Genomic DNA, 23,218 nt, shown 5'->3' with positions numbered 1-23,218 from the left:
AGATGAAAAAATTATATAGAACAAAAATAGGGATGCTACTTATTTTTGCATTAACAATAGTTTCTTGTGAAGATTATTTGTCTGAAGTCCCAGATAATAGAACTGAAATTGATAGTCCAGAAAAAATTTCTGAATTATTAGTTATTGCTTATCCTGAAGCAAATTATATGGATTTTGCAGAAACTATGTCTGATAATGTTTCGGATAAAAATAGTGAATTACCTAGTGAATTGAATTTAGCAAATTATAAATGGGAAGATAATAATATTGATGATTTAGACTATAGAGTTACGTATTGGAATGCTTGTTACAAAGCAATAGCTCAAGCAAATCAAGCCTTAGCATCAATACAAGAACTTGGGGATTTAGATGAACTAGCACCTCAAAAAGGAGAGGCTTTATTGGCAAGAGCTTACAGTCATTTTATGTTGGTTAATTTTTGGGGAAAACATTATAACCCTAATACAGCTGACTCAGATTTAGGTATTCCTTATGTTTTAGAACCTGAAGATGATTTTATTGTTACCTACTCACGAAATACGGTTAAAGAAGTTTATGATTTTATTGAAAGTGATTTGTTGGAAGGTTTAGATTTAGTTACTAATGATTATGATCAACCTGTGTTTCACTTTACACAAAATGCCGCTTATGCATTTGCAACTAGGTTCTATTTGTTTAAGGGTGAATGGGAAAGTGTAATAGAATATAGTTCAAAAGTTATTACTAACCCGGAAGAACAATTAAGAGATTATTTAGGTACTTATGATGCTCTAGAATATTCAGAGCGTACAGCTCTATATGCCAGTGAAGCAGACCCAGCTAATTTATTAGTAGTTTCGGCAAACTCTATATATGCAAGAACTTTTGCAAGTAATAATTTTGGACTTAATATAGATAAAGGAGATAAATTGTTCTTTGATAGAAATATTTTAGAAAAAAACTGGGCATATGCCGTATTTGGTACTGAGGCATTTTATAATCTACCAAAATTTGATGAATTTTTCAGATATACAAATATAAATGCAGGTATTGGCGACCCTTACGTAGGTCTAGTATTGTTTTCTACTGATGAGGTTTTACTAAATAGAGCTGAAGCTTTTGCGATGATGAATGATTTTGATTCTGCATTGTTAGATATTAATATGTTTTACTCTTTAAGAACCGAAAATTACGACGCGAGTACAGATCTTTTGGTTAAACAAGATTTGGTTGACGCATATCTTGAGGAAGCCAATGAATATTCCCCGTTTTATAACTTAGATCTTGATCAAACCTCGTTTATAGAAGCTATTGCAGAATTGAAAAGAAGAGAGTTTTATCATGAAGGCTTACGTTGGTTTGATGTAAGAAGGTTTGATTTAGAGGTGACTCATACTATTATTGGCGAAGGAGATTTTATCTTAACAAAAGGGGATCCAAGGCGCCAATTGCAAATTCCAAATTTTGCTTTAGAAAGAGGTTTAGAACAAAATCCACGTTAAACTTTAAATTAAAATAATAATGATTAATAATATTAAAAATATAATAAGTGTAATCTGGTCAAAAACAGTGGTAATGATTATTACTGTTTTATGCTTAGTTGCATGTGGAGAAGAAGAGGATTCGTTAACTGAAAGTGTGTTAGATACAACAACGCCAAATTTAACAGAGTTAGACATTTATATTAGAAGTAATTATGTTTCTAAATATAATATTGATGTGCTTTATGAATGGGATGAAACTATCGTTGATAACAATAGATATTTATTTCCGCCAATTGAAGATAATGTTCAACCTGTTTTAGAAGTTGTTGAAAAAATTTGGTTAGATTCTTATACTGAGATAGGAGGTGAGAACTTTGTAAAATTAGTAGCTCCAAGGCAGTTGTTGTTGGTTGGAGGTAGAAATTATAATCAATCAGGAACTATTCTTTTGGGTCTAGCAGAAGGAGGAAAACGAATTACACTTTTTGAAACCGATTTAGTAGATCTTACTGATAAGGAAAATATAACACGTTTCTTGTCTACAATTCAACACGAATATTGTCACATTTTAAACCAAACAATTCCTTTTGATGAAGATGGTTATGGAGAGATTACTCCATCAGAATATACTGCGCAATGGTTTAATACAAGTATTGCTGACGCTAGAGAATTAGGTTTTATTTCTGATTATGCTAGAAGTAGTGTTATTGAAGACTTTGCTGAAATGGTAAACTATATGCTGATAAATTCTAATGAGGAATATAATGCACTTATAGATGCTATTACCAATGAAGAGGCTAAAGAAAATATTAGAGCTAAAGAAGCGATTGTTGCTGATTATTTTTTGAAACAATGGGCAATAGATATTTATGAGTTACAAGAAGTAACTGCGAGAAATACTCAAGAAGTAATAAATTAATTAGATGTCAAAATGAAAAATAGTAGTAATATAATACACCATATACTAATAATATTGAGTGTGCTTTTATTAACGAACTGTTCAGAGGATGATAGCTCTGAAGTTTTTAGTGAGAGTCCAATAGAACGAATAAATGCTCAGAAAGAAGAGTTGAGAACAGTGTTGCTATCCTCCGAAACTGGATGGAAAGCAGTGTATTTTACGAGCCCGGAAGAATTAGGTGGCTTTACCTTCTTTTTTAATTTTCTTGATGATGAAACTGTAGAAATGACTTCGGATTTTGATGACGATTTCTCATTATTACAAAGTAAGTATGATATAGTTTTAGGTAGTACAATAAAATTATCTTTTACTACTAAAAATGATATTCATCAATTGTCAGATTCAGCAAACCCACCTGATGCTGATTTATTAGGTGAAGGCTATTTGGGAGATTTTGAGTTTCTTTATTATGGTATTGATGAGGTTACAGGAGATATAATTTTCAGAACCAATAGAACCCAAGAAGAATTACGATTTACAAAAGCAGCTACCAATGAAGTTGAAAATATTATTAATAGCCGAATTATATTTGATCAGTTGACTGATTCTGAAAAATCTGTTTATCAAAATTTAGTGTTAAATGTGGATGGAGATACTGAAATATTTGATTTTTCTTTAAATATAAATAGAAGATTTGTTGAGGTTAATAATGATACAGAATCTTATTCTTTTGGAATAGCTTATAACGAACAAGGCTTTGTGGTAAGTCCTGCAATTGAAATTAGCGGACAGGAAATCTCAGAATTTATTTATGATAGTGATACTGATAAATTTATTGCTGATTTAGGCTTGGGTAATACTGCAGAAATAGCATTTTTAAATGCACCATCTAACCCAACTAATGATAATGCATTGGTGGTTAGTGCAGTAAATAGTTATAGTTTTATTGATCAATATTTATATGATGCGCAAAGCAGTTCATCAAATTTTCAAAAAAGTGTTGATGAGGTAAATGTGCAGCTAGAATCAATAGGTTACTTTCTATTAAGAGCAACTTTTAATTTTAATGTAGGAGGTGACTCTAATGTTAGTTCTATAGGTTATTTATTAGGTGATGTAACTGATGGTTCAACAGTAGGTACAGTTACACATTATGTTACTTATGAAACGGTCGATAATAAGTTGAAATTAAGTGATAATGGTTGGGATGTTCCTGCTTTCGCAACTTTTTTATCAGCCCTTGATGATAATTTATTAAATACAGAGGGGTTATATGTTAAAGAGGAAGACTTTAATGTTACGTTTTCAAATACAATATTTACTTTTACAAGTGCTGAAGATCCTAGTTTTAGAATGACTACATATGCTTTTCAGTAGGAAAATATAAATAAGTTACTAAAAAAGTCCCATTTCTTATTGAAATGGGACTTTTTTATTAGATGTTCTTTTAAGCTTATATTCTTGGTAAATCGCCATCACCTTTAAGTGGTAATTCTGATTTTGTTCCCATTAAATATGTGTCAATATGATGTGCTGCTTGTCTACCTTCAGAGATAGCCCAAACAATTAATGATTGACCTCTTCTTTGGTCTCCCGCAACAAATACGCCTGGTACGTTAGACATATAGTTTTTAGCAGATGCTTTTATGTTTGTTCTAGGGTCAGCTTCTAAGCCTAATTGCTCTGCAATAGTCATTTCTGAACCAGTAAAACCTAAAGCCAATAAAGCTAAATCACATTTCCATTCTTTCTCGGTTCCTTCAACTTCTTTTAGGGTTGGGCGTTGTCCTGATTTTTTAATCCATTCAACTTGAGTGGTAACTAATCCTTTTAAATTACCATCTTTATCACCTAAGAATTTTTTAGTTGATATACTGAAGAAACGCTCAGCGCCTTCTTTATGAGAAGTACTCGTTTTTAAACGCATTGGCCAGAAAGGCCAAGGTTGGTCTGCAGGACGCTCAGGAGTACCTTTAGCCATAATTTCAAAATTTGATACTGAGTTAGCACCATGTCTGAAAGAAGTACCAATACAATCTGAACCTGTATCACCACCGCCAATAACAACAACATCTTTACCTGTCGCTTTTATTTCTTCGCCTAAATCTTTAATACCGTCTACACGTCTGTTATTTTGAGCAAGAAAATCCATTGCTTGAACAACACCTTTTAAGTCAGCACCTTCTATAGGTAAATTTCTTCTAACAGTAGCACCACCGCAAAGTACAATAGCGTCAAAATCTTTTTTAAGATCATCTGCTTTTATATCAATTCCAATATGAACTCCTGTTTTAAAAATAATACCTTCTTCTTCTAATACTTTTAAACGACGATCAATTACACTTTTCTCTAATTTAAAATCAGGTATACCGTAACGTAATAAACCACCGGCTTTTTCATCACGTTCAAAAACAGTAACTAAGTGGCCAGCTCTATTTAATTGTTGAGCAGCTGCTAAACCAGAAGGCCCAGAGCCAACAACAGCAGCAGTTTTTCCTGTTCTTTCAGCAGGAGGATTTGCAACAACCCATCCTTTTTCAAAAGCAGTTTCTGCTATGTTTTTTTCAATATTTTCAATTGTAACTGGGTCTTCATTAATACCTAATACACAAGCTTCTTCGCATGGTGCAGGGCATAAACGACCTGTAAACTCAGGAAAATTATTTGTAGCGTGTAATATAGTTGCTGCTTTTTCCCATTTAGCATTGTAAACAGCATCGTTAAAGTCAGGAATTAAGTTTCCTAACGGGCAACCACTATGGCAAAATGGAATTCCACAATCCATACATCTTGCACCTTGTTCTTTAACTTCTTTCGATTCCATCGGAATCGTAAATTCTTTATAGTTCTTTATACGATCTTCTACTGGTTCGTACTTTTCTACTTGTCTATCGAATTCTAAAAATCCTGTTGTCTTTCCCATAATTTCGATTTAAATAGTTTCTAATTTTTCATTTTCTAAACGTATCAACGCTTGCTTGTATTCTTCAGGGAATATTTTGATGAATTTAGAAAGAGAATCTTCCCAGTTTTCTAATATTCTCTGTGCTAGTGGGCTTAAAGTAGCATTATAGTGATTCTCAATCAATGCTCTTAATTCCGCTATATCTTTATCTTCGTCAACTGGTAAAAGATTTAAAGCTTCTTTATTACAGTTCTTTTCAAAAGTTTTGTTTTCATCAAAGATATAAGCAATTCCACCACTCATACCTGCACCAAAGTTTCTACCAACTTCACCAAGAATAACTGCAATACCACCAGTCATGTATTCACAGCCATGATCTCCAATTCCCTCAACTACTGCTTTGGCTCCTGAGTTACGAACACAGAAACGTTCACCGGCTTTACCATTAATGTATGCTTCACCAGTTGTTGCACCATATAAAGTTACGTTACCAGTAATCACATTGTCTTCTGGTTTAAAAGTAGCTTTGTCTGGTACTTTTATAATTAATTTGGCTCCAGATAATCCTTTACCTAAATAATCATTAGTATTACCATTTACAACCATAGTAATACCTTTTGTACTGAATGCTCCAAAACTTTGACCAGCAGAACCTGTGAAGTTTAATTTTAAAGTATTTTCAGGTAAACCTTCGGCACCGTAAATTTTTGAAATTTCATTACTTATAATTGCACCTACAGCTCTGTCTAAATTATTTATAGGAGAGTCAATGCTAATTTTCTCTTTTCTAAATAATGCAGGGTGAGCTTTTGCAATAATGTCAAACTCAATTGAGCTTTCTATATTGTGGTCTTGTTTTTGCGTATTGTAAAATTTAGTTCCTGCAGGTACATCAACTTTATATAAAATTGGTGTTAAATCAATTCCTGCAGCTTTGTAATGTTGAATCGCTTTTTTACGATCTAATTTTTGAACCTGACCAACCATTTCTTCAATAGTTCTGAAACCAAGTTGTGCCATAATCTCTCTAAGCTCTTGCGCAACAAAATACATGTAGTTTACTACGTGCTCTGGCTTACCTTTAAATTTCTTACGTAAATCAGGATTTTGAGTTGCAATACCTACTGGGCAAGTATTTAAATGACATACACGCATCATAATACAACCAGAAGCTACTAATGGCGCAGTTGCAAAACCGAATTCTTCAGCACCTAATAAACAAGCAACAGCTACATCACGACCTGTTTTAAGTTGGCCATCACATTCAAGAACAATTCTATTTCTAAGATCGTTCATTACTAATGTCTGTTGTGCTTCAGCAACACCAAGTTCCCATGGTAAACCACAGTGTTTTAATGATGTTAATGGAGATGCTCCAGTACCACCGTCAAAACCAGAAATTAAAATTACATCAGCTTTTGCTTTTGCAACACCTGCTGCAACCGTGCCAACACCAACTTCAGAAACTAGTTTTACATTAACTCTAGCTTCTCTATTTGCAGATTTTAAATCAAAAATTAATTGAGATAAATCTTCAATAGAATAAATATCGTGATGCGGAGGAGGAGAAATTAAACCTACATAAGGTGTAGAATTTCTTGTTTTAGCTATATAAGGATTCACCTTTGGGCCAGGTAATTGACCACCTTCACCAGGCTTGGCTCCTTGAGCCATTTTAATTTGTATTTCTTTTGCGTTAGTTAAGAAGTTTGATGTTACACCGAAACGACCCGAAGCAACTTGCTTAATTGCACTGTTTCTCCAATCTCCATTTTGGCTCTTGTAAAAACGTTCAGCATCTTCACCACCTTCACCAGAATTACTCTTACCGCCAATACGGTTCATTGCAATTGCTAAGTTTTCGTGTGCTTCTTTACTAATAGACCCGTAAGACATTGCACCCGTTTTAAAACGTTTTACAATTTCGGTCCATGGTTCTACCTCGTCTAAAGGAATTGGATCGTAGTTTGAAAATTCAAATAAACCTCTAATAGTCATTAAGCTTTTTGATTGCTCATTAACCATTTTAGAAAACTCTTTATAAGATTCTGGTTCGTTATTTCTAACAGATTTTTGAAGCTTAGCAATTGTTAATGGATTAAACATATGTTTTTCACCATTTCTTCTCCATCTGTATTCACCACCCATTTCTAAATCTAAATTGGCAGCTACATCATGACTATTAAATGCTTTTTTATGACGTTTAGCAATTTCTTTTTCTATTTCATAAAGTCCAATTCCTTGAATTCTCGTAGCAGTATTAGGGAAGTATTTTTCAACCACCTTAGTGTTAATACCAATACATTCAAATAATTGAGAACCTCTATAAGAGTTAAGAGTAGAAATTCCTATTTTGTTCATTACTTTTAGAATTCCTTTTCCAACAGCTTTGTTGTAATTCTTAATAGCTTCGTCAGTAGTAAATTCAGTAATATTATTTTCTTCAATTTGCTCAGCAATAATTTCATTAACCAAGTAAGGGTTAATCGCACTTGCGCCAAAACCAAACAATAAAGCGAAGTGATGTACTTCTCTTGGTTCTGCAGATTCTATAATAACACTTAATTTAGAACGCTTTTTAAGTCTTTGTAAACCACTATTTACAAATGAACAAGCAAGTAAAGCTGGTATTGGAGCCATATCTTTACTAACATTTCTATCAGAAAGAATAATAATATTTGTGCCTTCATCAATAGCTTTGCTAGCTTGGTCTAAAATTGATTGTAATGCATCTTCTAAACCATTATTCCCTTTATTTATTTCATATAAAATAGGGATAGAGGTTACTTTATAATCCGGACTTGCGTCGTAATTTTTAATCTTGTCTAAATCTTCTTTAGATATTACAGGATTCTGGATTTTTAACTTTCTACAGTGTAATTCTGTAAAGTCAAAAACGTTATGGTCACTACCTAATGTTAAACTAATATCTGTAATCAACTCTTCACGAATACCATCTAATGGTGGGTTTGTTACTTGAGCGAATAATTGTTTAAAGTAGTTGTATATTAATTGTGGGCGTTCAGATAATATGGCAATTGGTGTATCACTACCCATTGAACCTAATGGCTCTTTAGCAGTTTTACCCATTGGTAAGATTATAGTATTAATATCTTCAATAGTATAACCAAATGTAGCTTTTCTCTTTTCTAACGAAGCTTCATTTAAAAATAAAGGACAATCATTATAAGGGATATCTTTTAAATGAACTAGGTTATTATCTAACCATTTTTTATAAGGATGTTTTTTAGCAATATTTTCTTTGATTTCTTCATCATTGATAATACGGCCTTCTTCCATGTTTACCAAAAACATTTTTCCTGGTTCTAAACGACCATGAAGTTCAATGTTTTCTGGTTCAACATCTACAACACCAGTTTCTGATGACATAATTACATAACCATCTTTGGTTACAGTGTAACGAGAAGGTCTTAAACCATTACGGTCTAGTACAGCACCAATATAATTACCGTCAGTAAATGGTATAGATGCAGGACCATCCCATGGTTCAGATAGACAAGAATTGTATTCGTAGAATGCTCTTTTAGCTTCAGACATTTCAGGATTTTTCTCCCAAGCCTCAGGTACTAAAATCATCATTACTTCTGGTAATGACCTTCCTGTCATCAATAATAATTCAACTACCATGTCCATAGTAGCAGAATCAGATTTACCTGGTAAAATTACAGGTAGTATATTTTTTATTTCATCATTAAAATAATCACTAGCTAATAACTCTTCACGAGAACGCATACGGCTAACGTTACCCCTTAAAGTGTTTATTTCACCATTATGACACATGTATCTAAATGGTTGCGCTAAATCCCAAGTAGGGAACGTGTTTGTTGAAAAACGTTGGTGTACTAAGGCTAGTCTAGTTACAACTCTAGGATCCATTAGATCTTTGTAGTAAAGACTAATATCTTCTGGCATTAATAAACCTTTGAAAATAATTATTTTGGTAGATAAACTAGGAACATAAAAGAATTTATTTTCTGATAACTTAGAGTCAATTATAGTATGTTCTGTTGTTTTTCTAGCGATATATAATTTTAAGTTGAATTCAAAGTAGCTTTGATCTGCATTTTCTTTGCCAACAAAGATTTGTTTTACAAATGGCTCAGTTTCCATTGCAATTCTACCAGGCACAGATTTGTTTATGGGAACATCTCTCCAACCTAATAGTTTTAAACCTTGTTTTTTAATATTTTCTTCAAAAACGGAAACACAAAAATCTCTTTGGTTATCTTTTTGAGGTAAAAAGATATTACCGGTTGCATATTCACCAGCTTCAGGAAGTTCAAATTCACAAACTTCATTAAAAAAATCATGAGGAATATCTACTAAAATACCAGCTCCATCTCCTGTTTTTCCATCAGAACTAACAGCACCTCTATGTTCTAGTTTTTCAAGTATCTCAAGAGCTTTATGAATAATATCGTTAGATTTTTTTCCCTTAAGGCTGCAAATAAATCCTGCTCCACAGTTATCATGCTCAAATTCCGGTAGGTATAACCCTTGCTTTTTCAACGCCATATAATATTGTATTTCCTCAAAAATATCACTTTTGTTGAACTATATATAAAGTATCTACCTTAATTTCACAAAAAAAGTAGCGTTTGGAATAAATTGATAAAAATTATCAATATTTAATTTTATGTTAATGTTAATTTAAGATTATGATAATTGCTATCTATTAGTTTTGGTTATACCCTCAGTAGTTTAGGGGTGTTTTTGCTAAAAGATTATATTTTAAGTTAATTAAGGGTAAATAATAGGGGTTAGTGATGTAAAGCGATTGTTTTTATTAATCAACCCCTGTTTTTTTGGGGTTGATTTTAATTTTGTTGAATTTTAACTTAGATTAATCTCTTAAAATACTCCTTGAAATCACTATTTTTTGTATTTCAGATGTGCCTTCGTAAATCTGAGTAATTTTAGCATCTCGCATTAATCGTTCTACATGATATTCTTTTACAAACCCATTGCCACCATGAATTTGTACTGCTTCTACAGTTACGTCCATTGCAACTTTAGAGGCATATAATTTGGCCATTGCGCTAGATAAATCATAATTTTCATTATTATCTTTGTCGCAAGCGGCCTTGTAAACTAAATGTCTAGCGGCTTCAATTTGTGTATGCATATCTGCAAGTTTAAATGCAATTGCTTGATGATTACATATTTCTGTACCAAAAGATTTACGTTCTTTTGAATATTTTAAAGCAAGTTCGTAAGCTCCTGCAGCAATTCCTAATGCTTGAGCTGCAATTCCAATTCTTCCGCCAGCTAAAGTTTTCATGGCAAATTTAAAACCAAAGCCATCTTCACCAATTCTATTTTCTTTTGGAACTTTTACATCATTAAACATTAAAGAATGTGTGTCACTACCTCTAATACCTAACTTATTTTCTTTAGGACCAATTTCAAAACCAGGCATTCCTTTTTCAAGTATTAAAACATTGATACCTTTATGTCCTTTTTCAGGATGCGTTTGAGCGATAACCAAGTAAAAATCTGCTGTGCCACCATTCGTAATCCAATTTTTAGTTCCGTTAACTATATAATGGTCATCTTTTTCTATTGCTGTAGTTTTTTGTGAAGTTGCATCACTACCAGCTTCAGGTTCAGATAAACAAAAGGCGCCAAGTTTAGCTCCAGAAGCTAAGGGGGTTAAATATTTTTCTTTTTGAGCTTCATTGCCAAATTCTTCTAAACCCCAGCAAACTAATGAGTTGTTTACAGAAACTACTACAGAAGCAGAAGCATCTATTTTAGAAAGTTCTTCCATAGCTATAACATAAGAAAGGGTATCAAGACCACTTCCTCCGTATTTTGGATCCACCATCATTCCTAAAAAACCTAATTCTCCTAGTTTTTTGACTTGCTCTTCTGGGAACTTTTGTTCTTCGTCACGCTCTATAACTCCCGGTAATAATTCATTTTGAGCAAAATCTTTTGCCGCTTGCTGAATCATTAATTGTTCTTCTGATAATTTAAAATTCATATTAATTACAGTTTAAATAAAAAACTACATCAAATATAGCTAAATATTGCTTTTGTTGTAAAATTATACACCCAATTTAATGAATTTGCTAATTATGCTTTTGGAAAGCTATAAGTCTTAAATTTCATATTTAGTTTAAATAGATGCAGAACAATATTTTTATATTTGCTAGATGATTTTTTCTCAATCGTTTTAGAAATTGATTTTTTGAAAATATAATAAGTTTTGGTAATCTAATATTATACAACAGATAACTACATATTTGCTTGTTTTATTTAAGATATGGCATCATTAAATAATGAATTAATATTAAATGATAGGTCAACAACAAATAAGAAATCATTTTTAAATATATTTGAACAAAATTCAACAACTGAACATTTATATAAAACTGCGTTTTATAACGCTTTTAAAAACAATTAATTTAAAATAAACACATATGTTAAAGTATTTTTTAGGTAACAGTCCAAAATGGTTCAAGTTAACCATGATCAGTTTTTTAATCTTTAATATTTTTTCATTATTCATTTTAGGTAAAACTGTAACATCTTGGCTTTTTATTGCTGAGTTTATTTTTACTTTAGCAATGGCATTGAAGTGTTACCCATTACAATCAGGAGGTTTGCTTGCAATTGAGGTTTTTCTTCTAGGGTTAACGAGTCCTGAAAATGCATATCATGAGGTTGATCAAAACCTTGAAGTAGTGCTATTATTAGTATTCATGGTAGCAGGTATATATTTTATGAAACCTTTATTGATGTATATTTTTAGTAAGGTGTTTACTAAGATTAAATCAAAGGTAGTGTTATCATTACTGTTTGTAATATTATCAGCAGTATTATCAGCGTTTCTAGATGCATTAACGGTAACAGCTGTATTAATTAGTGTTGCTGTTGGTTTTTATGGTGTTTATCACAAAATTCACTCAAGTGAAACGGCAGATTATGATGATTCTGGTGTTGCGGATAGAAAAGAATTAAGTGGAGAGACTTTAGAGCAGTTCCGTAGCTTTTTACGTAGTTTAATTATGCATGGTGTTGTAGGTACTGCTTTAGGTGGTGTTTGTACATTAGTAGGTGAGCCTCAAAACTTATTGATAGGGGAAAGAATGGGTTGGGATTTTATTGAGTTTTTCTTAAAAATGGCTCCTATAACAATTCCAGTATTATTTGGAGGTTTAATTACAACTGTTGTTTTAGAGTTGACAGGTTGGTTTGGTTTTGGAGATAAGTTGCCACCGGTTGTAGCTGATATAATTGAAAATTATACTATTGAAGAGGATGCTAAAAGAAGTGATAAAGAAAAATATGCTTTAGTAGTTCAAGGAGTGGCTGCTTTATTATTAATTGCAGGTTTGGCAATGCATGTTGCGCCAGTGGGTTTTATTGGTTTAGCTCTTATAATTGTACAAACAGCATTTATGGGTATTATTGATGAGCATAGTTTAGGTCACGCATTTGAAGAGGCATTACCGTTTACAGGTTTATTAGTGGTATTCTTTGTAATTGTTGCGATGATTCATGATCAGCATTTGTTTAGTCCAATTATTCACTGGGCATTAGAGCAAGATCCTCAAACACAACCAGGTTTATTTTATATGGCTAATGGAGTATTGTCTGCTATTAGTGATAATGTATTTGTTGCTACAGTATATATTGGTGAGGTGCAAGCGGCATTTAAGAGTGGAGCAATTGATAAAGAACATTTTGAAAAATTAGCGATTGCTATTAATACAGGTACTAATTTACCTAGTGTTGCTACGCCAAATGGTCAAGCGGCTTTCTTATTCTTGTTAACTTCTTCTTTGGCTCCGTTAATTAATTTATCATATGGTAAAATGGTAAAAATGGCTTTACCTTATACTATTGTTTTAGGTGGATTAGGTTATTTGATGGTAAAATTAATATTGGTATAATTTTCTAACAAAAACTGCGTTATAAAGGCAACTTAAATAGGAGAATTATATGTTATTGTTTCAAGACCTTGTAGAGGAAGCTCAAATTGGAGAGGCTATACCTGAAGAAAAAACACTTTCAATTATTGATTTAATTGTAAATGGAGGTACGGGTAGTATTATTATTATATTGGTTTTATTCGTTATGCTATTTGTAGCATTATACATTTATTTTGAAAGAATATTTGCTATAAAGGCGGCGTCTAAGATTGATAAAAATTTCATGAATCAAATTAAAGATCATGTTACAAATGGTAAATTAGATGCGGCTAAAATTCTTTGTGCGCAAACAGATTCTCCTGTTGCTCGTTTAACGGAAAAAGGTATTTCTCGTATAGGGAAGCCTTTAGAAGATATCAATAAAGCAATTGAAAATGCAGGTACGCTTGAAGTGTATAAGCTAGAAAAGAATGTAAGTATATTGGCAACAGTTTCAGGTGCAGCACCAATGATTGGTTTCTTAGGAACTGTGATTGGTATGATACTTGCTTTCCATGAAATGGCTTCAAGTGGAGGTCAGGCTGAAATGGGGTCATTGGCTTCAGGTATTTATACAGCTATGACAACTACGGTAGCTGGTTTAGTTGTAGGTATTATTGCTTATATCGGGTATAACCATTTAGTGAACCGTACAGACAAAGTTGTTCATAAAATGGAAGCAAATGCAGTTGACTTTTTAGATTTATTAAATGAACCACTTTAATATTTCTAGCTATGAAACTAAAAGGTAGAAATAAAGTAAGTCCAGATTTTAGTATGTCTTCAATGACAGATATTGTCTTTCTGTTATTGGTGTTTTTCATGTTGACATCAAATTCGCCAAATGCATTAGATCTCTTATTGCCAAAAGCAAAAGGTAAATCTACTAATACGCAAAATGTATCAGTTAGTATTAATAAAAATTTAGAATACTTCGTAAATAGTGAGAAAATTAACGGAGAATATATTGAAATTGAATTAAAAAAAGCACTAGAAGGACAAGAGAGCCCTACAATTATTCTTAGAGCAGAAGAAAGTGTTGCTATAAAAGAAGCAGTTCATGTTATGGATATAGCAAATAAGAATAGTTACAAGGTAATTTTAGCTGTGCGCCCTAATTAATGTCATTACTAGACACAAAACACAAGAAAAAATCATTTACACTTACAACTATATTGTTAAGTGTGTTGCTGGTTTTGCTATTTTATGTAGGTCTTACTTATCTTGATCCTCCTGAAGAAAATGGTATTTCAATAAATTTTGGAACTACAGATTATGGTAGTGGTCGCGTGCAACCTACCGAGCGTATACGGTCAGAACCTTTAAATAGGCCAATAACTCCTCCTGTTCAGCAAGAAAAAATTGAAGAAGTTGTTCCGGAAACTGCTGCCTCAAGTGAAGTTGCGGAGGAAGTAGTTACTCAAGATAATGAAGAGTCTGTTGTTATTAAAAAGCAACAAGAAGCTAAACGTAAAGCTGAAGCTGCGGAAAAAGCAGCAAAAGCTAAGGCGGATAAAATTGCAAAAGAAAAGAAAGAAGCACAAGAGAAAGCTCAAAGAGAAAAAGACGCTAAAAAGAAAAAGCTTGATGAGCTTATGGGTGGTCTAAACAAATCAACTGGGACGGCTTCAGGCAGTGAAGGTGATGACGCTAATAAATCAGGGGATAAGGGTAGTCCCAACGGGAATCCATATTCTACTACATATTATGGAGCTCCAGGCTCAGGAAGTGGCGGTTCTGGTGGTTATTTAAATGGTCGTACTTTAGCTGGTAAAGGTTCTGTGCAGCCAGACTGTAATGAACAGGGTAGAGTAGTGGTGCAAATTGTAGTTGATAGAAGTGGAAAAGTAATTAAAGCTACTCCAGGAGTAAAAGGGACGACCAATACGAGTCCTTGTTTATTGAAACCAGCAGAGTTAACTGCTCGTTCTCATACATGGAAAGCTGATGCTAATGCGCCTAGTCAACAAGTCGGCTTTGTCGTTGTTAACTTTAAAGTACGCGAGTAAATAAATGACTTACCAAGAGGTTTTAGACTGGATGTTTGTACAATTGCCTATGTATCAACAAAAAGGTAAATTAGCTCATTCAGGTAAATTAGATGCAATTATTGAACTTTCCTCTTTTTTAGGAAATCCACATAAAAAATTTAAAAGTATACATGTTGCAGGAACTAATGGAAAAGGTTCGAGCAGTCATATGCTTGCTTCCATTTTACAAGAAGCAGGTTATAAGGTCGGGTTATATACTTCACCTCATTTAAAAGATTTCAGAGAAAGAATTAAAATTAACGGTAATTGTATCTCTGAAAAGGAAGTAGTGAACTTTATAGAAGGACATTTACCTTATTTAAAAGCAAATGAATTGTCTTTTTTTGAAATGACAGTGGGTATGGCTTTTGATTATTTTGCAAATCAGAATGTTAATATAGCAATTGTTGAGGTTGGTCTAGGTGGTCGATTAGATTCTACAAATATTATCACACCAGAAGTATCTCTAATTACCAATATAAGTTTTGATCATGTTGATATGCTTGGTGATACCTTAGAAAAAATAGCCTCAGAAAAGGCAGGTATAATTAAAAGTAATGTCCCTGTTGTTATTAGTGAAACACAAAAAGAAACAGAACCTGTCTTTAGTGTAATAGCAGAGAGAAAGAACGCTTTAATAACTTTTGCGGATACAGTTGTTGAAGATGACTATAAAACATCCTTATTAGGCATATATCAATCTAAGAATATAAAAGGTGTATTGGGGGTAATAAAGCAACTCAATTCATTTAAAATTAAAAAAAAGCATATAAAAGCAGGCCTTTTAAAAGTAGTTGAAAATACAGGTTTGTTAGGTCGCTGGCAGGTATTGTCAAAACGACCAACTATAATTTGTGACACAGCGCATAATACTGAGGGTATAAAATTAATAGTAGAGCAATTAAAAAAGCAAGAATTTGACCAACTGCATATGGTTTTAGGTTTTGTAAAAGATAAAAATTTAGACGCTGTTTTAGCTTTGCTACCAAAAAATGCAATTTATTATTATTGTTCACCTTCAATAGAAAGAGGTTTAGATGTTCATCTTTTAAAAAGTAAAAGTATGGCTTATGGTTTCAATGGTGTGTGTTATGACTCTGTAAATGAAGCGTTTAATTCCGCTAAAAAAATGTCAAATTCAAACGATTTTATTTATGTTGGAGGAAGCACATTTGTCGTTGCAGAAATTTTATAAAAAAATATTGTTTTTTATTTTGGAGAAATGAAAAACTGTTATATATTTGCACTCGCTTAGCAAAACAACGTTTAGCAAATCGGGCTCTTAGCTCAGTTGGTTTAGAGCACCTGCCTTACAAGCAGGGGGTCACTGGTTCGAATCCAGTAGGGCCCACAGTAACAAAAAGACTTTCATTAATTTGAAAGTCTTTTTTGTTTTTATGTAATTCTTTAAAAGATCTTTTAACAAGATATTGGCTTGTAAATCAATTTTGTCCTCTTAATTTTAAGAATAAAAAGTTATGAGTAAAAATTACAATTTAGCTTATTTATTAATTAGATTGGCTATAGGTGTTAGTATGTTTGGTCACGGATTAGTGAGACTGCCAAAACTTTCAGGCTTTGTAAGTCATATTGTAGGTAACTTTAAAGATTCGATGATTCCTGGTTTTTTGACAACGCCTTTTGCGTACAGTATTCCAATAATTGAATTTGTGGTAGGTGTATTACTAATTTTAGGTTTTTTTACAAAGCAAGCTCTAGTTGTTGGTTGTGTTCTAATGATAGCTTTGGTCTTCGGTAGTACAATGATAGAGAATTGGAGTATTATTGATTCTCAGTTAATCCATGCACTTGTTTTTTCAGGGTTGTTAATTACTATCAACTATAATTATTTGGCGCTTGATAATAATTTGAAAAAAATAATAAAATGATTAAACCACTAAATAAAGTAATAATTGTTACGGGAGCATCTCGTGGTATAGGTAGAGAAATGGCATTGTTGTTAGCGGAAAATAACGCTGAGGTTGTAGTTAATTTTGCATCCAGTGAAAAAGAGGCTAAAGAAACTGTCGATTTAATTAAAAGCAAAAATGGTAATGCTATAGCTGTAAAAGCTGATGTAAGTAAAAAAGATGAGGTTGCAATGCTTTTTGATGAAACTATTCATCAGTTTGGTAGGGTAGATGTTCTTGTTAATAATGCAGGTGTGATGGATATGAAAGAATTATCAGAATCTTCGGAAGATGATTTTGATAAAGTGTATAATATCCATGCAAAAGGTGTGTATCATACAATGAAAGAGGCTTATTCAAAGCTATCTGATGGCGGTAATATTATAAATGTGTCTTCTAGTACGGTTAAGATGATGTTGCCGGGATATTCATTGTATTCGTCTTCTAAGGCTGCAGTAGAGCAGATGACAAGAGTTTTTTCTAAAGAAGTAGGTAGGAATATTTCAGTTAACGCAATAGCTCCAGGCCCAGTAGATACAGAGCTTTTTACAAAAGGAAAATCAGAAGAGTTTATAGATAAATTAAAATCTATGAGTGCCTTTAATCGTATTGGTGAGCCTAGTGATATTGCAAATGTTATTTTGTTTTTAGCCTCTGACGAGTCTAAATGGATATCAGGTCAAATACTTCCTGTAAACGGAGCTATTGTTTAATATTACAATAGCTCTAAAATTCGTTCTAAAGCCATGCCGCGAGAACCTTTTATTAAAATTGTGCTCTTAGGTAAATCTTCGTTTTTTAAAAAAGAAGCCAAGCTGTCAAAAGAAATAAATACATTTTTTTGAGTGTTTGTTTTGCTGAAATTTTCGCCGATTAAAAAAGTTTTATTAAAATTCATTGATGATGCTAAATCTGCTATAGCTTGATGCTCGGTTTCGGCAACACTTCCTAATTCAAACATATCGCCTAAAAAGACAATTTTAGATGAAGCATTTAAGTTGTTGAAATTTTCTAACGCCACAGTCATACTGCTTGGATTTGCATTGTAAGCGTCTAATATAATTTTATGATCATTTTTTTCAATTATTTGTGAACGATTGTTGGTTGGAGTGTAGTTTTCGATTCCTAATTGAATATTGTCTAGCGATACATTAAAGTATTTGCCCATAATAATTGCGGCGCCGCAATTAATAAAGTTGTAAGCTCCAATTAGGTTTGATGTAATCAACTTACCCTCTACAGAAATGGTTACAAACGGATCTGCGGTTTGTAGTTTAATTTGATAGAATTTAGAGTTCGACTCACTGAAACCATATTTTTTTATGTAAAATTTTAGTTTGTCTAATTGAATAGTGTCATCAGCATTAAAGAAAATGTGTTTGTTATTTGAGATTAGAAAATCATAAAGTTCACTCTTTCCTTTGATAACTCCTTCTTCACTACCAAAACCTTCTAAGTGTGCTTTTCCAAAATTGGTTATGTATCCAAAATCAGGTTCGGCTATACTACATAAAAATTCTATTTCTTTCTGATGGTTAGCACCCATTTCAACAATAGCTATTTCAGTATCAGCTTTAATAGATAATAAAGTTAAAGGAACGCCAATATGATTGTTGAGGTTGCCAAGTGTGGCAATAGTTTTGTAGTTAGTGGATAAAACAGAGTTTATAAGCTCTTTAGTTGTAGTTTTACCATTGCTTCCTGTTAAGCCAATTACTTTTGCTTTGGAGTGTTTCCTGTGAAAGTTAGCTAATTCTTGTAGTGTTTTTAAAACATCGGAGACTAAAAATATAGTGTTATCATCAATTGAAAATTTTTCATCATCAACGATGGCATATTTAGCACCTTTCTCTATGGCTTGTTTTGCGTATTTATTTCCGTCAAAATTATCTCCCTTTAAAGCGAAAAAGATACAATCAGGGGTAATTTTTCTAGTATCAGTGCAAATTGTGGGAAACTGTAAAAACAGTTTGTGTAGTTCTTCTATTTTCATGAAACTAAAGTATAAAAAAAGTCCTGATGGTTGCATCAGGACTTTTAAAGAATTCTATTTATTTACTGTTATCTCACTTTTTTGCTTCTAACAGTTTTGTTTTTTGTTTTAGATTTAGAGCCAACTCTAGACATTGCACATCTAAACCCGATGTAATCTGTAGCCATATACTGTGGTAAGAATCTACGTTGTGCAGGATCTAGCCAGTAAGCTCTGTCTCTCCAAGAACCACCTTTGAAAACTCTAACTTCATCGTTAATTAATGTAGTTCTGTAGTTAGATTTGTCATATTCTCTCTTCATTGACCCTGTAGAATCTTGCTCTACTTTAAAAGTTGGAGAGTTATACATTTTCTTTTTATTCTCTTCATCTTCTTCGTCATTAAATTGATCATAGAATCTAGAAGAACCAGGTTCGCCATCTCTATAACCTCTGTTATCACTTGAAGAGAAATTTGTTCTTAAGTATGTTTCTTGCTCATCAACAGGAACCATTTTAATTTCTCCTGGTAAATTTACCGCTACGATTTTTCCGTTTGGTAATGTGTCATACATAATAGAATCTCTAATTACGTTTACTTTACCATCTTCACCAATTGCGGTTTTCATATAGATGTTTCCACGATAGTAGTTAAAGTCACTTACTTCATCATCAACAATAGGTCTGTAAACATCAGCAACCCATTCAGCAACGTTACCAGCCATCTCATATAAACCAAGATCATTAGGCTTGTATGATTTAACTTCTGCAGTAATATCAGCACCATCATCAGACCAACCTGCGATTCCGCCATAATCACCCTTACCTTGCTTAAAGTTAGCTAATTGATCACCACGACCAAGTCTTTGACCGTTTCTCGTGTAATCACCTTCCCAAGGATATTTTTTTCTACCTCTATAATTATTATATTCTCTAGATCCAACTTGAGCTTGAGCTGCATATTCCCATTCAGTTTCAGTTGGTAATCTGTATTCAGGTAAAATAATACCAGTACTTCTTGATGCGAAATTAGATACAGAATCTTTTTTCATTTTACCTTGTAATGAGTCAATTTGACCATTATATACAGATTCTGGTCTGTTTAAGTAAGCTTCTGTGCTAAAAGTACCTTCAGCTTCACCATTTAAGGCTTTGTATTTAGCTTCGCTAGAAAGATAACCTTCTCTTTCTAACATAATTTCATTTACACGGTCTGTTCTCCACTCAGCAAATTGTACTGCTTGAACCCAGTTTACACCAACTACAGGATATTCTGCATATGCAGGGTGACGTAAATAGTTATTGGTCATTGTTTCGTTAAAACCTAAACGATTTCTCCAAACTAATGTATCAGGTAAAGCGCCTGAGTAAATATTAGAATACCTTGGGTCTTCTGGTGGGTAAACACTTTTAAGGTAATCTAAATATTCTAAATACATAGAGTTTGTTACCTCAGTTTCATCCATGTAGAATGACTGTACGTGTTGTTGTGTAGGTGTATTATTCCAATCATGCATAACATCATCCTGCACCTTTCCTTTTGTAAAAGTACCACCTTCAACAAATACAAGACCAGGAGCAGTTTCTTGTTCTTTATAATCTGTATTGTGTTGAAAACCACCTTCCTTAGCATTTATTTTCCAACCTGTAGCTCTAGATGTATTTTTAGATGACGAAGAGTTTTTACAACTGCTAAATCCGCCAGCTATTACAGCGCAAGAGAGTACAACTTTGATGAATTGTTTTTTCATAATTAGAACTTGATTTCAATAAAATAAACTACATATTTTGTAGTCTAGTAATTCAATTTTTTGGGTTTGCAAATATTGCTTTCGGCATTAAAACGATGAATTTGTTTAAATATTTCATTAGTTGCTATAAAATTGAAATATTTTTATCGTTGAGAGCCAAAACTGCTTTTACATTTAAAATAACGCATAAAAATATAGCTTAGTATAGTTTGAACCTATTTTTAATAGATAAAATTTAGGACGCGGCAAACACTCATTATAAGCTCAATAAGTTGGCTCTTTTAATAAATGATAATTTTTTATTTTATTAGTACAAGTTTTTTGTAAAATCACCGTTATGTAGTTTATAAATGATTCACCAAGATTTGTAGTGTATTTCTTGCACTATGATTTTTTTGAAGTTTCACAATTATAAAAATGAAAAAAATAGCATTAGTTACCTTATTATTAATTGCGTCTAAAATGGTTGCTCAAGATGATGATAGAGCCATAACAACCGCAGTTCCATTTTTAACAATTGCAGCGGACGCACGTTCAGCAGGTTTGGGAGATATGGGTGTTGCAACATCTGTTGATGCTTTCTCACAACAATGGAACCCTGCAAAGTTTGCTTTTGCAGAACAAGAAATGGGAATAAGTGTTGGTTATACACCTTATTTAGAAAGTATAGTAAATGATATAGGTTTGTTAAGTGCAAACTTTTATAATAAAATTAATGATCGAAGTGCTTTTGCAGTAAGTTTAAGATATTTTACGTTAGGTGAGATTGAATTAAGGCAAACTGCAGGTGAAGAAGGTAGTATTGTAAAGCCAAATGAATTGGCTTTAGACGGTTCTTACTCTTTAAAGTTGAATGAAACCTTTTCAATGGCGGTAGCAGGTCGTTTCATTAGTTCAAATTTAAAATTTCAAGATCAAGCGAATGTAGATGCGCAAGCGGCAACTGGTTTTACGGTTGATATAGCAGGTTTTTATCGTTCAAGAGAAATTGCGTATAATAATTTTGATGGTCGATGGAGAGCGGGTTTTAATGTTTCTAATTTAGGAAATAAACTTTCTTATGATGAAGGTGGTCAAGAAAACTTTATGCCAACGAATTTAAGATTTGGGGTTGGTTTTGATTTTATACTTGATGCTGATAATGCCATTGCAATTACATCAGAATTTAATAAATTATTAGTGCCAACACCTCAAGATTTTGATGAGGATGGTGTTATTGACTCTGAAGATAATATTGAATACCAACAAATAGGATTTTTAGAAGGTGTTTTTAAATCTTTTGGTGATGCGCCAGATGGTTTTTCTGAAGAGTTAAAAGAAACAACATGGGCTTTAAGTGCGGAATACGTATATCAAGATGCATTTATGTTAAGAACAGGGTATTTCAACGAGAGTGAAGAAAAAGGAGCAAGAAAGTTCTTTTCTTTAGGTGCAGGGTTTAAATTTAAGGCGGCACAAGTGGATTTATCATATTTGTTCTCAACGTCTAATGTAACTAGTCCGTTAGAAAACACACTTCGCTTTGGTTTAACCTTTAATTTAGGTGAAGAATTATATAATGATTAAGAGTTAAAAAGCTATAAAACAAGAATCCAAATTTGAATTTTAATATTCGAATTTGGATTTTTTTATTTAACATGGTTTTATGAAACATAAAAATCATTAACTTTCCTATCCAAAAAAATTAAATATAGAAATATTGAAAAAACATCAAATAGTAATTGACTATAATGTGTACGCTACTTTAAGTGATATGGAGTCAGAAGATATTACTCTTATGGAGCAAGCTGTTGGAGCAAGGTCAAATGCATATGCACCATATTCAAATTTTCAAGTAGGAGCAGCTGTTTTGTTAGAAAATGGCGAAGTTATTATAGGTAATAATCAAGAAAATGCTTCGTACCCATCAGGATTGTGTGCTGAGCGTGTAGCAATTTTTCATGCAGGAGCTAAATTTCCAGGGATAACAATTAAAGCTATCGCAATTACAGCGACTTCAAAAAACTTCGTAGTTGATGAGCCTGCTGCACCATGCGGTAATTGTAGGCAGGCAATGATAGAGTATGAGCAAAAACAAAAAACGCCTGTAAAAATTTTAATGATGGGGGAAAAAGGAAATGTAATTAAGTTTAATTCGCTTTCAGATATACTTCCTTTGGCTTTTGATAATAGCTTTTTGTAAGTGTTTTATAATTAGCTGTTTATTTCTAAGTAGAATTTTCACTTTTCTTATAGGATTCGTTTATTTTCTAATTGTTGAAGCGGTTTTTCAATAATTTTTTTCACTGATTGATTTACTATGTGTATTTTTGTTTTCAATCTTTGCTTCTAAAGTTGAAATAGAAG

17 protein-coding genes and 1 tRNA gene are annotated in these 23,218 nt (G+C 32.6%); 13 read left to right on the top strand and 5 right to left on the bottom strand.

Features of this window, described 5'->3' with window-relative positions:
* Window positions 1-2: 2 nt before the first annotated feature.
* From KO500_RS12140 to KO500_RS12130, 3 genes are read left to right on the top strand one after another with little or no spacing between them, the layout of a single operon-like run.
* The gene (locus KO500_RS12140; RefSeq protein ID WP_215956811.1) at window positions 3-1,481 is read left to right on the top strand and encodes a RagB/SusD family nutrient uptake outer membrane protein; all 1,479 of its coding nucleotides are present in this window, start codon (window positions 3-5) and stop codon (window positions 1,479-1,481) included.
* 19 nt (window positions 1,482-1,500) lie between these two features.
* A complete protein-coding gene (locus KO500_RS12135) occupies window positions 1,501-2,382 on the top strand; it encodes a substrate import-associated zinc metallohydrolase lipoprotein (protein WP_215956810.1) in 882 nt (293 codons plus the stop codon).
* Between the two features lie 12 nt (window positions 2,383-2,394).
* Complete coding sequence (locus tag KO500_RS12130) at window positions 2,395-3,741, top strand: DUF4302 domain-containing protein (RefSeq protein ID WP_215956809.1); 1,347 nt, start codon at window positions 2,395-2,397, stop codon at window positions 3,739-3,741.
* Between the two features lie 76 nt (window positions 3,742-3,817).
* Here the strand turns inward: KO500_RS12130 and KO500_RS12125 are convergent, their stop codons facing one another.
* The 3 genes from KO500_RS12125 to KO500_RS12115 all read right to left on the bottom strand — a co-directional run bounded on the left by KO500_RS12125 (window position 3,818) and on the right by KO500_RS12115 (window position 11,276).
* On the bottom strand, window positions 3,818-5,287 hold the full coding sequence (locus KO500_RS12125; protein ID WP_215956808.1) for a glutamate synthase subunit beta: 1,470 nt from the start codon (window positions 5,285-5,287) through the stop codon (window positions 3,818-3,820).
* A 9-nt stretch (window positions 5,288-5,296) separates the two neighbouring features.
* Window positions 5,297-9,805: a glutamate synthase large subunit gene (gene gltB / locus KO500_RS12120; protein ID WP_215956807.1), complete on the bottom strand. Its 4,509-nt coding sequence runs from the start codon at window positions 9,803-9,805 to the stop codon at window positions 5,297-5,299.
* Window positions 9,806-10,133: 328 nt separating this feature from the next.
* A complete protein-coding gene (locus KO500_RS12115) occupies window positions 10,134-11,276 on the bottom strand; it encodes an acyl-CoA dehydrogenase family protein (protein WP_215956806.1) in 1,143 nt (380 codons plus the stop codon).
* Window positions 11,277-11,715: 439 nt separating this feature from the next.
* Here KO500_RS12115 and nhaB point away from each other — a divergent pair, with 439 nt between their 5' ends.
* From nhaB to KO500_RS12075, 8 genes are all read left to right on the top strand, one after another.
* The gene (gene nhaB / locus KO500_RS12110; protein ID WP_215956805.1) at window positions 11,716-13,191 is read left to right on the top strand and encodes a sodium/proton antiporter NhaB; all 1,476 of its coding nucleotides are present in this window, start codon (window positions 11,716-11,718) and stop codon (window positions 13,189-13,191) included.
* A gap of 49 nt (window positions 13,192-13,240) precedes the next feature.
* On the top strand, window positions 13,241-13,933 hold the full coding sequence (locus KO500_RS12105; RefSeq protein ID WP_215956804.1) for a MotA/TolQ/ExbB proton channel family protein: 693 nt from the start codon (window positions 13,241-13,243) through the stop codon (window positions 13,931-13,933).
* An 11-nt stretch (window positions 13,934-13,944) separates the two neighbouring features.
* Window positions 13,945-14,331: an ExbD/TolR family protein gene (locus tag KO500_RS12100; protein WP_215956803.1), complete on the top strand. Its 387-nt coding sequence runs from the start codon at window positions 13,945-13,947 to the stop codon at window positions 14,329-14,331.
* Window positions 14,331-15,218 carry an energy transducer TonB gene (locus KO500_RS12095; protein WP_215956802.1) on the top strand — a complete coding sequence of 296 codons (888 nt, stop codon included), beginning with the start codon at window positions 14,331-14,333 and terminating at the stop codon, window positions 15,216-15,218. The genes KO500_RS12100 and KO500_RS12095 overlap by 1 nt, the downstream gene beginning before the upstream one ends.
* Window positions 15,219-15,222: 4 nt before the next feature.
* Complete coding sequence (locus tag KO500_RS12090; RefSeq protein ID WP_215956801.1) at window positions 15,223-16,434, top strand: bifunctional folylpolyglutamate synthase/dihydrofolate synthase; 1,212 nt, start codon at window positions 15,223-15,225, stop codon at window positions 16,432-16,434.
* Between the two features lie 81 nt (window positions 16,435-16,515).
* A tRNA-Val gene (locus KO500_RS12085) sits at window positions 16,516-16,590 on the top strand.
* A 127-nt stretch (window positions 16,591-16,717) separates the two neighbouring features.
* Window positions 16,718-17,128, top strand: a complete 411-nt coding sequence (locus KO500_RS12080; protein WP_215956800.1) for a DoxX family protein — start codon at window positions 16,718-16,720, stop codon at window positions 17,126-17,128.
* Window positions 17,125-17,862, top strand: a complete 738-nt coding sequence (locus tag KO500_RS12075; protein WP_215956799.1) for an SDR family oxidoreductase — start codon at window positions 17,125-17,127, stop codon at window positions 17,860-17,862. Before KO500_RS12080 ends, KO500_RS12075 begins: the two co-directional genes overlap by 4 nt.
* A gap of 2 nt (window positions 17,863-17,864) precedes the next feature.
* Here KO500_RS12075 and KO500_RS12070 read toward each other — a convergent pair whose 3' ends face one another.
* Together KO500_RS12070 and gldJ are read right to left on the bottom strand one after the other, a co-directional pair.
* Window positions 17,865-19,142 carry a UDP-N-acetylmuramoyl-tripeptide--D-alanyl-D-alanine ligase gene (locus KO500_RS12070; protein ID WP_215956798.1) on the bottom strand — a complete coding sequence of 426 codons (1,278 nt, stop codon included), beginning with the start codon at window positions 19,140-19,142 and terminating at the stop codon, window positions 17,865-17,867.
* A 68-nt stretch (window positions 19,143-19,210) separates the two neighbouring features.
* Entirely contained in the window at window positions 19,211-20,872 is a 1,662-nt protein-coding gene (gldJ, locus tag KO500_RS12065; protein WP_215956797.1) for a gliding motility lipoprotein GldJ, read from the bottom strand.
* 417 nt (window positions 20,873-21,289) lie between these two features.
* Here gldJ and porV point away from each other — a divergent pair, with 417 nt between their 5' ends.
* Together porV and cdd are read left to right on the top strand one after the other, a co-directional pair.
* The gene (gene porV / locus KO500_RS12060; protein WP_215956796.1) at window positions 21,290-22,438 is read left to right on the top strand and encodes a type IX secretion system outer membrane channel protein PorV; all 1,149 of its coding nucleotides are present in this window, start codon (window positions 21,290-21,292) and stop codon (window positions 22,436-22,438) included.
* Window positions 22,439-22,571: 133 nt separating this feature from the next.
* Complete coding sequence (gene cdd, locus KO500_RS12055) at window positions 22,572-23,054, top strand: cytidine deaminase (RefSeq protein ID WP_252732489.1); 483 nt, start codon at window positions 22,572-22,574, stop codon at window positions 23,052-23,054.
* Window positions 23,055-23,218: the final 164 nt, after the last annotated feature.

Origin of the sequence: Cellulophaga baltica (assembly GCF_018861125.1) — a bacterium.
GTDB lineage: Bacteria > Bacteroidota > Bacteroidia > Flavobacteriales > Flavobacteriaceae > Cellulophaga > Cellulophaga baltica_A.
The sequence above is the reverse complement of the archived record's forward strand: the minus strand, read 5'-3'. Positions and strand labels throughout refer to the sequence as shown.